The following is a 13721-nucleotide window of genomic DNA, read 5'->3' on the forward strand; positions in this document are numbered from 1 at the left end:
TGTCTTGTGACGGGGCGCCCCTCACCGAGAGGGACGCCCCGTCGCGAACGGGCGCGACGCACCCCCTCTCTCGTCCGGGAGAGGGTCGGGGTGAGGGGTGCGCCGTCTCCGGAAAGATCCGATCCCTCACCCTGTCCCTCTCCCGCACGGGAGAGGGGACCCGCGCCCCGTCCGGAAGCGCGGGTGCCAGTCTCCACCGGTCCGAGAGTTCGAGCCCGCCCCGATGATCCGCTTGCTTCTCCTCCTTGCCGCCACGCTCGTCCCGCTCTCGGCCGAGGCCGGCGACGCCGCTGCGGGCAAGAAGCGCGCGACCGCCTGCCAGACCTGCCACGGGATGGACGGGCTCTCGAAGCTGCCGGAGGCGCCGAACCTCGCGGGTCAGGTCGAGCCCTACCTCGTGAAGGCGCTCACCGAGTACCGCGACGGCAAGCGGCAGAACGAGATCATGAACGTGGTCGCGAAGGAGCTGTCGGACGCGGATATCGCCAATCTGGCGGCGTATTATGCGGGGATCCAGATCGACGTGCTGCCGCCGGGGTAGACGCTCTTTTTGCGCCCCGCAGCGTCGCTGCGCTCGCAACGACGGAAAAGGCCGGTTCCCGTTTCAGAACCGGCCATCACGTTCGAACGCACAAGCAAGATCGGCTCTCGCGTCTTCCTCGTGACAGATGACGGAAAGCGCCTCACCAACGCGGCGCCTCAATCGTCCATCTTCAGCGCCGCGATGAACGCTTCCTGCGGGATCTCGACGCGCCCGAACTGGCGCATCTTCTTCTTGCCTTCCTTCTGCTTGTCCAGAAGCTTGCGCTTGCGCGAGATGTCGCCGCCGTAGCACTTGGCGGTGACGTCCTTGGACAGTGCCTTGATCGTCTCGCGGGCGATGATCTTGCCGCCGATCGCCGCCTGGACGGGGATCTGGAACAGGTGGCGGGGAATCAGGTCCTTGAGCTTCTCGCACATGGCCCGGCCGCGCGATTCGGCGCGGGTGCGGTGGACCAGCATCGACAGGGCGTCCACCGGCTCGGCATTCACCAGGATCGACATCTTCACGAGGTCGCCCTCGCGGTAATCCGAGACATGGTAATCGAAGGAGGCATAGCCCTTCGAAATCGACTTCAGCCGGTCGTAGAAATCGAACACCACCTCGTTCAGCGGCAGGTCGTAGACCACCATGGCGCGCTTGCCGACGTAGTTGAGGTCGATCTGGACGCCCCGGCGGTCCTGGCAGAGCTTCAGAACGCCGCCGAGATACTCGTCGGGCGTCAGGATCGTGGCGCGGATCCAGGGCTCCTCGATCGATTCGATCTTCATGATGTCCGGCATGTCGGCCGGGTTGTGCAACTCCTTCACCTCCCCGTCGCGCATCTTCAGGCGGTAGACCACCGAGGGCGCGGTCGAGATCAGGTCGAGGTTGAACTCGCGCTCAAGTCGCTCCTGGATGATCTCCAGGTGCAGGAGCCCGAGGAAGCCGCAGCGGAAGCCGAAGCCGAGGGCGGCCGAAGACTCCATCTCGTAGGAGAAGGAGGCGTCGTTGAGCCGCAGCCGGCCCATGGCCGAGCGGAGATTCTCGAACTCGGCCGCGTCCACCGGGAACAGGCCGCAGAACACCACCGCCTGGACTTCCTTGAAGCCCGGCAGCATCTCGGTGGTCTGGCGCTTGTCCTCGGTGATGGTGTCGCCGACGCGGGTGTCGGCCACTTCCTTGATCGAGCCGGTGAAGAAGCCGACCTCGCCCGGGCCGAGGGCGTCGATATCGGCCATCTTCGGCCGGAACACGCCGATCCGGTCGACGCCGTAGACCGCGTCGGCACCCATCATGCGGATGGTCATGCCCTTCTTGAGGGTGCCGTCGATGATCCGCACCAGCACGACGACGCCGAGATAGGCGTCGTACCAGCTGTCCACGAGGAGCGCCTTCAGCGGCGCGTCGCTCTTGCCCTTCGGCGGCGGCAGGCGGGTGACGATCGCCTCCAGCACCGCCTCGATGTTCAGCCCGGTCTTGGCCGAGATCGGCACCGCGTCGGAGGCATCGAGGCCGATCACCTCCTCGATCTGCTCCTTCACCCGGTCCGGCTCGGCCGCCGGCAGGTCGACCTTGTTGAGGACGGGCACGATCTCGTGGTTGGCGTCGAGCGCCTGATAGACGTTGGCGAGGGTCTGCGCCTCCACGCCCTGCGAGGCGTCGACCACGAGGAGGGACCCCTCGCAGGCGGCGAGCGAGCGCGACACCTCGTAGGCGAAGTCCACGTGGCCGGGCGTGTCCATCAGGTTCAGGACGTAATCCTTGCCGTCCTGCGCCTTGTATTCCAGGCGCACGGTCTGCGCCTTGATGGTGATGCCGCGCTCCTTCTCGATATCCATCGAGTCGAGCATCTGCTCGCTCATGTCGCGGAGCGCGACGGTGCCGGTGGCCTGGATCAGCCGGTCGGCCAAGGTCGATTTGCCGTGGTCGATATGTGCGACGATCGAGAAATTGCGGATGGATTCGATCGGGGCTGTCATCGGCATTCCGTTCGGGCGCACGCTGGCGCGCACCCTCTGACGTCGGGACGTATTCGAAAAGATCGGCTCCCGCGCGAGATAGCAGCGCCGCGGGAAGGCGCCAAGCGCGGCCTAAGCGCCTGAGGACCGGCGCCGTCGCGATGAGGGTCCCGTCCCGTCATTCCGGGCGGGCGCAGAAGGGCCCGAATACCAGAACCGCACCGGCTGGCACCGTCGGATCCCGCCGGGTGTCCCGGTCGCGGGCTGCGCGTCGCGGTCCCGGGATGACGGAGGGCATGGACCCGGTCGTCCGGTCCACGGACAAACGACGGGGGCCGGAACGTGCCGGCCCCCGGGTGAACGACGGGACTGTCGCCGACGATCGTCCGTCCGATCAGCGACCGCGGTCGCGGATCAGGCGCTCGATCTCGGCCTCGCCATGGGAGCGCGCCTTGGCCTCGGTCGGATGTTTCCGGTCCGAGCGCTGGTGCAGCTTGCCGTGCTTGCGGATGCTCCACTGGAACAGGGAGCCGCTCTCGCCGACCGGCTCCACATCGAGGCTGAAGGGGTAGGTATCAGTCTGGGTATCGCTCATCGCCCCGATATGGGGCACGCAGCGACTTTTCGCCATGCCTGATCGTGAAGTCCTTGCGCGTTCACGCGTCCGCACCGGTCGCGCGCGCCCGCGCGGCCATGGCAACGAGACTTTTGCGCAGCGCACCCATGTCGGTGACGCGCTCCGGATAGGGGGCCCGGACGGTGCGATCGCCCGCCATCAGGTCCATGCCCTCGGGGTCGAGGCCGGTGAGCCGCCAGGGCAGCCCGGCCTCGCCGCCTGCGCCCGCGGCGTAGAGCGCCAGCGCGTCCGCATGGTCGGCGTTCATATGCTCCACGGCGCCGCGCTCGCCGGCCACGATCGGCTGCGCGTCCGAGAGATCGAGGAGGAGCTGGTCCCGGGTCAGCGTCGCGGCCTTGGCGAAGCCGCCGTTGAGATGGCCGGCGTCCGGCGCGAGGGCGAAGAAGCCGAAATCGGGGAAATCGGCGTAGAGCTTGGCCTTCGGGTGGCGGGCCAGGAACCGCTCGCGTGCCCGCGCCTCAGGTGTCTGGACGGCGCGGCCGACCACCGTCAGCCGCGGATGGGCGAGGGGATCGCCCTTGCCGCCCTGCGCGAACAGCAGCGAGCAGCGCGGCTCGGCGAGCAGGTTGCGGGTATGGGCCGACAGCCGCGACAGCAGCATCAGCGGCGTGCCGTCCACGTCGGTGGCGATGGTGACGAGGGACGCGAAGGGCGTGCCGTCCGGATCCAGGGTCGCGAGGGCACCCGAACGGATGCTGCGCAGGAGCATCCGCGACAGGCCGATCGCGTCGAACGGCGCCGCCTCGGCGGGCAGCGGACGGGCCGGTCCGCCGGGACCCGGACCCGTGTCCATCGTCTCGCCCATCCGCGATTCCTCCCCGGTCCGAATTGCCGCCGCATTCCGCCGCCATGTTAGCGATCTGCCGCAGCGCGCGCGAGGCGTCCGAACCGCGTCAGATGGGCCGCGGCATGCCGCTGTTACGGCCAAGCTATGACCGCCGCTCGCTTTTTCCGATCGGTCGTACTAAAGCACCTGTCCCTTTGCGTGTGCCGGGCTGCGCCGAAACTGCCCGGTTCGCGTTTTCGTCTGCCCCTCGTGGGCCGGGATGCGGCGCGGCCTGTGCGTAGAGCCGGGACCGCGCCTGAGCCCGTTCAGTCAGGGACCGCGCATGCCGACCATCGCCCTCGTCGACGACGACCGGAACATCCTCACCTCTGTGTCGATCGCGCTGGAGACCGAAGGTTACCGCATCCAGACGTACACGGACGGCGCCTCCGCCCTGGACGGTCTGCGCCATTCGCCGCCCGATCTCGCGATCTTCGACATCAAGATGCCGCGCATGGACGGGATGGAGCTTCTCCGACGCCTGCGGCAGAAATCCGACCTTCCCGTGATCTTCCTGACCTCGAAGGACGAGGAGATCGACGAGCTGTTCGGCCTCAAGATGGGCGCGGACGACTTCATCCATAAGCCGTTCTCGCAGCGGCTCCTCGTGGAGCGGGTCAAGGCGGTGCTCCGGCGCTTCGCCAAGGAGGCCCCCGGCAGCACGCCCCGGGGCGAGGCCGAGGTGGCGGCGCGGTCGCTGGAGCGCGGCGCGCTGATGATGGACCCCGAGCGCCACACCTGCACGTGGAAGGGCGAGCCGGTGACCCTGACGGTCACGGAGTTCCTGATTCTTCAGGCGCTCGCGCAGCGCCCCGGCGTGGTGAAGAGCCGCAACGCCCTGATGGACGCGGCCTACGATGATCAGGTCTATGTCGATGACCGGACCATCGACAGCCACATCAAGCGGCTGCGCAAGAAGTTCAAGGTTACCGACCAGAGCTTCGACATGATCGAGACGCTCTACGGCGTCGGCTACCGCTTCAAGGAGGCGTGATCTCCAGGATCCGCCCCGTGACCGCCCGGACCACCCAGCCCCAGACCGAGGATGCCCCGCCCCGCGCCTCCCTGGCCCAGATTCTGTCCCGACCGCTCGGCCTGCCCCGCGCCGTGTGGGACGCAATCGGCCAGCGCGCCTCGTCGAGCCTGACGCGCCGCATCGTCGTCCTCAACCTCGTCGGGCTGATCGCGCTGCTCGTCGGGTTCCTCTACCTGAACCAGTTCCGCCAGGGCCTGATCCAGGCCCGGATCCAGAGCCTCGCCATCCAGGGCGAGATCATCGCGGGGGCGATCGCCGCCTCGGCCTCGGTGGACACCGACACGATCCGCATCGATCCCGACAAGCTGCTCCAGCAGCAGGCCGGCGAGGCGGCGGAGGAGGAATCGCAGCCGCTCGCCTTCTCGCTCAACCCCGAGAAGGTGGCGCCGCTCCTGTCGCGCCTCGTGACGCCGACGGGCAACCGCGCCCGGGTCTACGATCAGGAGGGCGGCCTCCTGTTCGACACCCGCACCCTGTTCAAGCGCGGCGACGCCAGCCGGCCCGATCCGCTGGAGCCCAAGCCCCACAAGCCCGGGATGCTCGAATCCGCCTTCGAGACGATCCAGGCGAAGCTCGGCGGCCTGTTCCGCAGCCGGACCGAGACCGCCGAGGAGACCGGGCCGGTGAACGGCCACTCCCTCCGGGAGGTCCAGGCGGCGCTCGGCGGCAACCGCGGCAGCCTCGTGCGCCGCAACAAGCTCGGCGAGACCACCGTGTCGGTGGCGGTGCCGATTCACCGGGCCGGCTCGGTCCGCGGCGCTCTGCTGATCTCGACCCAAGGCGACGCCATCGACCGGGTCATCGCCTCGGAGCGGTTCGGCCTGCTCCAGGTCTTCCTCGTCGCCTCGGCGGTGATGGTGGTGCTGTCGTTCCTGCTGGCCGGCGCCATCGCGGGGCCGGTGCGCCGCCTCGCCGAGGCCGCCGAGAAGGTCCGGATGGGCATCAAGACCCGCGAGGAGATCCCCGATTTCACCGAGCGGACCGACGAGATCGGCCATCTGTCCGGCGCCCTGCGCGACATGACCCAGGCGCTCTACCGGCGGATCGACGCCATCGAGAGCTTCGCGGCCGATGTCAGCCACGAGCTGAAAAATCCGCTCACGTCGCTGCGCAGCGCGGTGGAGACCTTGCCCCTCGCCAAGACCGACGAATCCCGCGGCCGCCTGATGGCGATCATCCAGCACGACGTGAAGCGCCTCGACCGGCTGATCAGCGACATCGCGGACGCCTCGCGGCTCGATGCGGAACTCGCGCGCGCCGAAGCCCGGCGCGTGGATCTCCGGCGGCTTCTCACCACCGTCGTCTCCGTGGCCAACGAGCGGCGGCGCCCGAAGGACTGCCTGATCCAGCTCGACGTCGAATCGATCGGATCGGAGCAGGACGCGCCCTTCACGATCATCGGCCACGACAGCCGGCTCGGCCAGGTGGTCAACAACCTCCTCGACAACGCCCGGTCGTTCTCGCCGAGCGACGCGAAGGTCCGGGTGGTGCTGCGCCGGGTCCGCGGTGAGGTGGAGATGATCTGCGAGGACGAGGGTCCGGGCATCCCGGAGCACGCCCTGGAGCGGATCTTCGAGCGCTTCTACACCGACCGGCCCGAGCAGGGCTTCGGCCAGAATTCAGGGCTCGGCCTGTCGATCTCCCGCCAGATCGTCCAGGCCCATCGCGGCACGATCCGCGCCGAGAACCGGCCCGGCGCCCCGGATGAGGATGGCGAGCCCACCGTGCGCGGCGCCCGCTTCGTGGTCCGCCTGCCGGCGGCCCCGCGGCAACTCCACGCCTGATGGTCACCCTTCACGGCGCCTGTATCGCGCTGTGCGAGACCGGGATCCTGATTCGCGGCCCGTCGGGCGCCGGCAAATCCAGTCTCGCGCTCCTGCTCGCCAACGCGGCCGACGGGGCCTTCGTGGCCGACGACCGCGTCGTCTGCACGGTGCGCGAAGGGCGACTCGTGGCCTGTCCCCATCCGAGCCTCGCCGGACGGGTCGAGATCCGGGGGCAGGGGATCCTGCCCGTGGCCGAGTTCGGCATCCCGTTCCGCCCGGAGGTGGTTCTGGACCTCGCCGTCGATCTCGTGGAGACGGCACCGCGCCTGCCGGAGCCCCCCGAGGCGGCGGCGCTCCTCGGCCTGACCCTGCCGCGCCTCGTTCTCGACCGGGGCGCGCGCGCCGCCGGCCTCGCGCCGCTGCTCATCCGTGCGGCACTGCGAAAGCATCGGCCGTGACTTCGCAGCCGCACAGGCGGTTCGATTCGCCTAAGACTGGTATACCCCCATGGCGCAGCCGCTGCGGCCGTGGCATGATCGCGGAAATGTCCGGGCAAAAAAGTCGCGTTCGCCTTGTGGGGGGCTGTGCGATGCACAACATGGCGGCATTCACAGGACGTTGGAACACGTGTCGATGATTGGCATGGTGCTCGTAACTCACGGGCTACTGGCGACCGAGTTCAAGGCCGCTCTGGAGCACGTGGTCGGCCCGCAGGATCAGATCGAGACGATCACGATCGGGCCGGAAGACGATATGGAATTGCGACGGCGGGACATCATGTCCGCGGTCTGTCGGGTGAATACCGGTGAGGGCGTGGTCGTGCTCACCGACATGTTCGGCGGCACGCCGTCGAACCTCGCCCTGTCCTGCATGAACGGCGGCTCGGTGGAGGTCGTGGCGGGCATCAACCTGCCGATGCTGATCAAGCTGGCCAGCGTCCGCGACGAGGAGAAGCTCGGCGACGCCGTGCTTCACGCCCAGGAAGCGGGCCGCAAATACATAAACGTCGCCTCGCGGGTTCTGGCGGGGAAGTAGTCTTCACGATCAGGCTTCCAGTACGGCCGCGGTCGGGGTCGTCCGCCGCGTGCTCACGGTGATTCCCACGGAGGCCGCGATCACCAATCCGATCGCCAGCCATTGGATGGGACTGATTCGCTCCCCCAGGAGAACGAGGCCGGCGCAGGCCGCCACGGCGGGTTCCAGGCTCATCAGGACGCCGAAGCTCTTCCGGTCGAGCCGGCGCAGGGCGAACATCTCCAGGGAATAGGGCAGGGCACTCGACATCACTGCCACGCCAAGGCCTGCGGCCAGGATGCCGGGGGTGAGCAGGGCCGGTCCGGCCTCCGACAGGCCGAAGGGCGCCACCACGATGGCCGCCGTGAACATGCCGAGGGACACGGCCTGGCCGCCGTCGATCCGCCCCGCGCGCTGTCCGAACAGGATGTAGAGCGCCCAGCACACGGCCGCGCCGAGATCGAGCAGGATGCCGATCGGATCGAGTCCGTCCTGACCGGAGATCGGCAGGAGCAGCGCGAGTCCGGTGACCGCCACGCCGATCCACAGGAAATCCGACCGGCGGCGCGACGCGATCAGAGCGACGGCCAGCGGCCCGACGAACTCGATGGCCACGGCCGGTCCGAGGGGCAGCCGTGCCAGGGCGAGATAGAACAGGAGGTTCATCAGCCCGAGAGCCGTCCCGTAGAGGGCGATCCAGCCGGCCTCGCGCGCCGTGAGGCTGCGCCGCCACGGCCGCCAGACGGCAACGAGGATCAGGGCCGAGAAGCCGACCCGCAGGGCGGACGTCCCGGATACACCGACCGCCGGAAACAGGTTCTTGGCGAAGGTCGCGCCGCTCTGGAGGGAGACCATGCCGGTCACCAGCGCGGCGACCGAAAGCATCGTGTCGCCGAGGCCGAATCTCATGCGTGACACGCGTCGACATCCCCCAGCACCGCGCCCCGGCGCGGGCCTAGCAGACGCGGCGGCCGCCAAGGGCCGCACCGGGCCGCATGGCTCACGCCACCCTCAATCATGACTGGAGGTTCCGGGACCGCGTCGCGAAGCCCGGGCTCGCCTCTGGCGCTCCGGCGTGGCGCTCCGGAATGACGGCGTGGCCGCAAACCGGAGCGCGGGTGACGTCCAGGCCCTAGAGGATGAACCGGCTCAGATCGGCGTTGGACGCCAGGTCCTGAACCCGCTCGCGCACATAGGCCGCGTCGATCGGCACCGTCTCGCCGGAGCGGTCTGTGGCGGTGAAGGAGATCTCGTCGATCACCCGTTCGAGAACCGTCTGAAGCCGGCGGGCACCGATGTTCTCCACCGAGGAATTCACCTCGACCGCGACCTGGGCGAGCGCGTCCACCGCGTCGTCCGTGAAGGACAGGGTCACGCCCTCCGTTTCCATCAGCGCGACCGTCTGCTTGATCAGGCTCGCCTCGGTGGCGGTGAGAATCTGCTTGAAGTCGTCCACCGTCAGCGGCTGCAACTCCACGCGGATCGGCAGGCGGCCCTGCAGCTCGGGCAGGAGGTCGGACGGCTTCGAGACGTGGAAGGCGCCCGAGGCGATGAACAGGACGTGGTCCGTCTTCACCGGGCCGTGCTTGGTGGCGACCGTGGTGCCTTCGATCAACGGCAGAAGGTCGCGCTGTACGCCCTCCCGGGACACGTCGCCGGAGGACCGGCCCTCGCGGGCGCAGATCTTGTCGATCTCGTCGAGGAACACGATGCCGTTGTTCTCGACCTCGCCGATCGCCTCGCGGACCAGCGCCTCGTCGTCGACGAGCTTATCGGATTCTTCGGCCATCAGGGGCGCATAGGCGTCCCGGACCAGGATCCGGCGCGGCTTGCCGCGCTGGCCGCCGAGTGCCTTGCCGAGCATGTCGCCGATGTTGATCGCGCCCATGGAGGCCCCCGGTACACCGGGAATCTCGAACATCGGCATGCCCGTGGGGGCGCCGGAGGTCAGCTCCAGCTCCACCTCCTTGTCGTCGAGCTCGCTGTTGCGGAGCTTGCGCCGGAAGCTGTCACGGGTGGCCTGGCTGGCGGTCGGCCCGACGAGGGCGTCGAGGAGGCGGTTCTCGGCCGCGGCTTCGGCCTTGGCCTTCACGCCCTCGCGCTTTACCTGCCGGGTCAGGCCGATCGCCACTTCGACGAGATCACGGATGATCTGCTCGACATCGCGGCCGACATAGCCGACCTCGGTGAACTTGGTGGCCTCGACCTTGAGGAACGGGGCGTTGGCGAGCCGGGCGAGGCGGCGGGCGATCTCGGTCTTTCCGCACCCGGTCGGCCCGATCATCAGGATGTTCTTGGGCGCGACCTCCTCGCGGAGCGGACCGATCAGCTGCTGGCGTCGCCAGCGATTGCGCAGCGCGATCGCCACGGCGCGCTTGGCGTCGTGTTGCCCGACGATGAAGCGATCGAGTTCGGACACGATCTCGCGCGGAGAGAACGTCGTCACCGCTGTGCCATCCCTGTTCCCGGCCCGAAATCGGCCCCGCGCCGGGAATGGGGTCCCACGCGGCCCCGCGCAAGGGGGCGCCGCGTGGGCCGATAGCCGCCTCAATGCGCTGCCGGCACCGCTGTAACGCCGGGCTTGTCGTGCTGGCCGAACCGCTCGACGAGGGTCGAGCTGGCGGCGTTGAGGCCGACGACCTCGACGAGGCGCCCGCGGGCGCGGGCCTTCAGCACCACCCGGTCGAGGGCTGCGACGGCCGAGATGTCCCAGAAATGCGCCGCGTTGACGTCGATCACGAGACGCTCGACCGGCTCCAGCACGTCGATCGCCTCGGAGAACGTGCCGGCGGAGGCGAAGAACACCTGCCCGGTGATGGCGTAGGTGCGGGTCCGGCCATCGGCCGAGAGGCTGGAGGTGATCCGGTTGAGACGGGAGACCTTGCCGGCGAAGAACACGCCCGAGAGCAGCACGCCGACCAGCACGCCGATGGCGAGATCCTTCGTGGCCACGACGACCAGGACGGTGGCCAGCATCACCGCGGAGGATGGCAGCGGGTTGGTCCGCAGGCGGGCCAGGGAACGCCAGGAGAAGGTGTTGATTGAGACCATGATCATCACGGCGGTCAGGGCCGCCACGGGCACCACGGCGAGCAGATCCTGCAGCGCCACGAGGAGCAGCAGCAGGAAGGCCCCGGCCACCAGCGTCGAGAGGCGGCCGCGGGCGCCCGAGGAGACGTTGATCACCGACTGGCCGATCATCGCGCAGCCGCCCATGCCGCCGAACACCGCGGAGGCCATGTTGGCCACGCCCTGGCCCATGCATTCGCGGTTCTTGTCGCTGCCCGTGTCGGTCAGGTCATCGACGATCTGCGCGGTGAGCAGGCTCTCCAGCAGGCCGACCGCGGCCAACGTCGCCGCGTAGGGCAGAAGGATCCGCAGGGTCTCGAAGGTGAGGGGCACGTCCGGCAGGGCGAAGCTCGGCAGCGCCGAGGGCAGGGCGCCGAGATGGGCGACCGTGCGGACGTCGAGGTGGAAGATCGCGGTGATCGCCGTCAGCACCGCAATGGCGATGAGCGGGGCGGGGATCGCGCGGGTGATCCGCGGCACGCCGTAGATGATCGCCAAGCCCAGGGCGATGAGCCCGTAGGTCGCCGGCGTGACGCCGGTCAGTTCGGGCATCTGCGCCAGGAAGATCAGGATCGCCAGGGCGTTGACGAAGCCGGTCATCACCGACTGCGAGACGAACCGCATCAGCCGGCCCAACCGGAGGAGGCCGGCCAGGATCTGGATCACGCCCATCAGGATGGTGGCGGCGAAGAGGTACTGCACCCCGTGGTCGCGCACGAGCTCGACCATCACGACGGCGGTGGCGGCGGTGGCGGCCGAGATCATGGCGGGGCGGCCGCCCGCGAAGGCGATGGTGCAGGCGATGACCACGGAGGCGTAGAGGCCGACCTTCGGGTCGACGCCGGCGATGACCGAAAAGCCGATGGCCTCGGGGATCAGCGCGAGGGCGACGACGATCCCCGAGAGGGTGTCGCCGCGGATGTTGGATGTCCACGACCGGAGAAACCCGGTCTGTCCGGGTGAGCTGAGTGACATGCTTGATTCCGCACGAGCGGCGTGCCCGCGTCGCTGGCGGGTCATGGCGCGTCTCGAATGCGTGGTCCGGCGGATCGGCGGCCGGAAGAGCCACCCGGGCTTTCACCGGGTCCTTGCGAATGCGCGGACCCTAGGGGCCTGCGCGCTGCAATGCAACATCCGCGCGCGGCGGCGGGACCGTCAGGCCGCCCGGACCTGCGCCACGAAGCCCGCCACCTCGCTCCCCAGCCCGTTGGAGCGGCGGGCGATGTCGGCGGCGGCCGCCAGCACTTCCGCGGCGCTCGCGCCGGTCTCGCGGGCCGCACCCAGGACCAGCGCCATGGTCTCGGTGACGGAGCGGGTGCCGCTCGCGGCCTCCGAGACGCTGCGGGCGATTTCCTGCGTGGCCAATTGCTGCTCCTCGACGGCCGCGGCCACACCGAGGGCGATGCCGTGGACCTGCTCGATCGTGCCGCCGATCTCCTCGATCGCGGCGACGGCCTCGTGGGTCGCCGCCCGCATGGCGGCGATCTGCCCGGCGATCTCTTCGGTGGCCTTGGCGGTCTGGGTGGCCAGATCCTTGACCTCGGTGGCGACGACCGCGAAGCCGCGCCCGGCCTCGCCGGCGCGGGCGGCCTCGATCGTCGCGTTGAGCGCCAGCAGGTTGGTCTGGCCGGCAATCGTGGAGATGAGGGAGACGACCTGCCCGATGCCCTCGGCGCTGCGGGCGAGGGCCTGGACGCTCGTCCGGGTCCGCCGCGTCGCTTCGACGGCTCCCTCGGCCGCGGTGGAGGTCTGCGTGACCTGAACGCCGATCTCGCTCGCCGTCGCGGCGAGTTCCTCGGTGGCGGCGGCGACGGCCTCGACGTTGTAGGCGGTGGTCTCGGCGGCGCGGGTCACGGCCTGGGACTGCGTGCCGGCGTGATCGGCGTTGCCCGCCATGGTGGCGGCGGCGCGTTCCAAGCCGGCTGCCGCTCCGGCCAGGTGATCGACCAGCCCGCCGAGGTTGCTTTGGAACTGATCGGCGAGCCCGGCCATCTCGGAACGCTTGCGCGCCGCCGTATCGACCCGCATCCGCTCGTGCTCGTGCCGGAGGGTCTCGGCCTCGCGCATCGTGTCGCTGAAGACCTGCATGCTGGTCCAGATCGCCCCGATCTCGTCGCGCCCCGGCTTGATCGCGGGCAGGGTCAGGTCGCCGCGCGAGAGGCGCTGGATCGCCTCCGAGACCGCCCGCAGCGGCCGGGCGATCTGCCGCTGCCCGATGAGCAGGCCCAGAGCGCAGCAGATCGCGGTTCCGGCCAGCGCGAGGCCGAGGAGGAGCAGAGTCCGCGCCTGGAACAGCGCCTGGGTGTCCGACTTGATCGCCGCCATCTCGGTCCGGCCCTGCTTCACCAGGGCATCGATGCTCGCCTGGAAGACTTTGCGGTTGGCGCGATTGGCGTCGTTGAATCCGAGTTCGGCGGCCGCCTTGGGGCCGGTCGTGTCGCCCGCCTCCGCGAGGGCGCTGCGCAGGGTCCGGAACGCCTCGGCATTGCGCACCATGGCGTCGAAGAGCGGGCGCTCGGCCTCGGTGACGCGCGGCGCCCAGTCCGCCCGGAGCGCGTCCATCTCGGCCAGACCCTTGCGGATGCCGGCGGTGTACTTGGCCGCCTCCGTCCGGTCTGCGGAGGCGTAGACGCCCCGCGAATCCATGGTCACTTCGGCGGCGAGGCGGTTGAAGTTGGCGGCGTCGAGCGCCCGGATCGAGGCGTTCTCGACGCTCGTGAGGGAGTGCTCGAAGCTTCTCAGCGTCGCGACGCTGACCCCGGCTACGATCAGCGTCGTCAGGCTGCACGCGCCGACGAAGCCCAGAAGTTTTCCGCCGATTTTCATTGAGATCCAACCGCAGAGGCTCGATTGGCGCTAAAATGCCGGTTATTCGTCAAAGCCGCGTAAACT

At 69.2% G+C, this 13721-nt stretch carries 12 protein-coding genes and 1 other annotated feature; of the genes, 5 read left to right on the forward strand and 7 right to left on the reverse strand.

Annotated features, from left to right (window positions below):
- Positions 1-223: 223 nt before the first annotated feature.
- The gene (locus PQI07_RS16980; RefSeq protein ID WP_043351655.1) at positions 224-541 is read left to right on the forward strand and encodes a c-type cytochrome; all 318 of its coding nucleotides are present in this window, start codon (positions 224-226) and stop codon (positions 539-541) included.
- Positions 542-699: 158 nt separating this feature from the next.
- Here the strand turns inward: PQI07_RS16980 and lepA are convergent, their stop codons facing one another.
- The 3 genes from lepA to PQI07_RS16995 all read right to left on the reverse strand — a co-directional run bounded on the left by lepA (position 700) and on the right by PQI07_RS16995 (position 3923).
- Positions 700-2502 (reverse strand): translation elongation factor 4, encoded by a 1803-nt coding sequence (gene lepA, locus PQI07_RS16985; protein ID WP_043351666.1) that lies wholly within the window; start codon positions 2500-2502, stop codon positions 700-702.
- Positions 2503-2875: 373 nt separating this feature from the next.
- Positions 2876-3112 carry a hypothetical protein gene (locus PQI07_RS16990; protein WP_236952957.1) on the reverse strand — a complete coding sequence of 79 codons (237 nt, stop codon included), beginning with the start codon at positions 3110-3112 and terminating at the stop codon, positions 2876-2878.
- Between the two features lie 25 nt (positions 3113-3137).
- Entirely contained in the window at positions 3138-3923 is a 786-nt protein-coding gene (locus PQI07_RS16995; RefSeq protein ID WP_051975902.1) for a HugZ family pyridoxamine 5'-phosphate oxidase, read from the reverse strand.
- A gap of 304 nt (positions 3924-4227) precedes the next feature.
- Here PQI07_RS16995 and PQI07_RS17000 point away from each other — a divergent pair, with 304 nt between their 5' ends.
- The 4 genes from PQI07_RS17000 to PQI07_RS17015 all read left to right on the forward strand — a co-directional run bounded on the left by PQI07_RS17000 (position 4228) and on the right by PQI07_RS17015 (position 7781).
- On the forward strand, positions 4228-4938 hold the full coding sequence (locus PQI07_RS17000) for a response regulator transcription factor (protein WP_020094607.1): 711 nt from the start codon (positions 4228-4230) through the stop codon (positions 4936-4938).
- A 71-nt stretch (positions 4939-5009) separates the two neighbouring features.
- Positions 5010-6764, forward strand: a complete 1755-nt coding sequence (locus tag PQI07_RS17005) for a sensor histidine kinase (RefSeq protein ID WP_051975922.1) — start codon at positions 5010-5012, stop codon at positions 6762-6764.
- Positions 6764-7204, forward strand: coding sequence for an HPr kinase/phosphorylase (locus tag PQI07_RS17010; RefSeq protein WP_043378502.1), 441 nt, complete (start codon positions 6764-6766; stop codon positions 7202-7204). The genes PQI07_RS17005 and PQI07_RS17010 overlap by 1 nt, the downstream gene beginning before the upstream one ends.
- 175 nt (positions 7205-7379) lie before the next feature.
- Positions 7380-7781 (forward strand): PTS sugar transporter subunit IIA, encoded by a 402-nt coding sequence (locus tag PQI07_RS17015; protein WP_043351658.1) that lies wholly within the window; start codon positions 7380-7382, stop codon positions 7779-7781.
- A gap of 9 nt (positions 7782-7790) precedes the next feature.
- On the opposite strand, the gene PQI07_RS17020 is transcribed toward PQI07_RS17015, so the two are convergent.
- The 4 genes from PQI07_RS17020 to PQI07_RS17035 all read right to left on the reverse strand — a co-directional run bounded on the left by PQI07_RS17020 (position 7791) and on the right by PQI07_RS17035 (position 13655).
- Positions 7791-8678, reverse strand: coding sequence for an EamA family transporter (locus PQI07_RS17020; RefSeq protein ID WP_274927035.1), 888 nt, complete (start codon positions 8676-8678; stop codon positions 7791-7793).
- Between the two features lie 214 nt (positions 8679-8892).
- A complete protein-coding gene (gene hslU / locus PQI07_RS17025) occupies positions 8893-10206 on the reverse strand; it encodes an ATP-dependent protease ATPase subunit HslU (RefSeq protein ID WP_274927036.1) in 1314 nt (437 codons plus the stop codon).
- A gap of 101 nt (positions 10207-10307) precedes the next feature.
- The gene (locus PQI07_RS17030) at positions 10308-11804 is read right to left on the reverse strand and encodes a SulP family inorganic anion transporter (RefSeq protein WP_043378497.1); all 1497 of its coding nucleotides are present in this window, start codon (positions 11802-11804) and stop codon (positions 10308-10310) included.
- A gap of 60 nt (positions 11805-11864) precedes the next feature.
- Positions 11865-11920: a sequence feature (sul1 is cis-regulatory element that is thought to sense ions involved in sulfur or methionine metabolism; They are found in Alphaproteobacteria), on the reverse strand.
- A 64-nt stretch (positions 11921-11984) separates the two neighbouring features.
- Positions 11985-13655 carry a methyl-accepting chemotaxis protein gene (locus PQI07_RS17035; RefSeq protein ID WP_043351674.1) on the reverse strand — a complete coding sequence of 557 codons (1671 nt, stop codon included), beginning with the start codon at positions 13653-13655 and terminating at the stop codon, positions 11985-11987.
- Between the last annotated feature and the right edge of the window lie 66 nt (positions 13656-13721).

The sequence above is a fragment of the Methylobacterium sp. 092160098-2 genome, assembly GCF_028920805.1.
GTDB lineage: Bacteria > Pseudomonadota > Alphaproteobacteria > Rhizobiales > Beijerinckiaceae > Methylobacterium > Methylobacterium fujisawaense.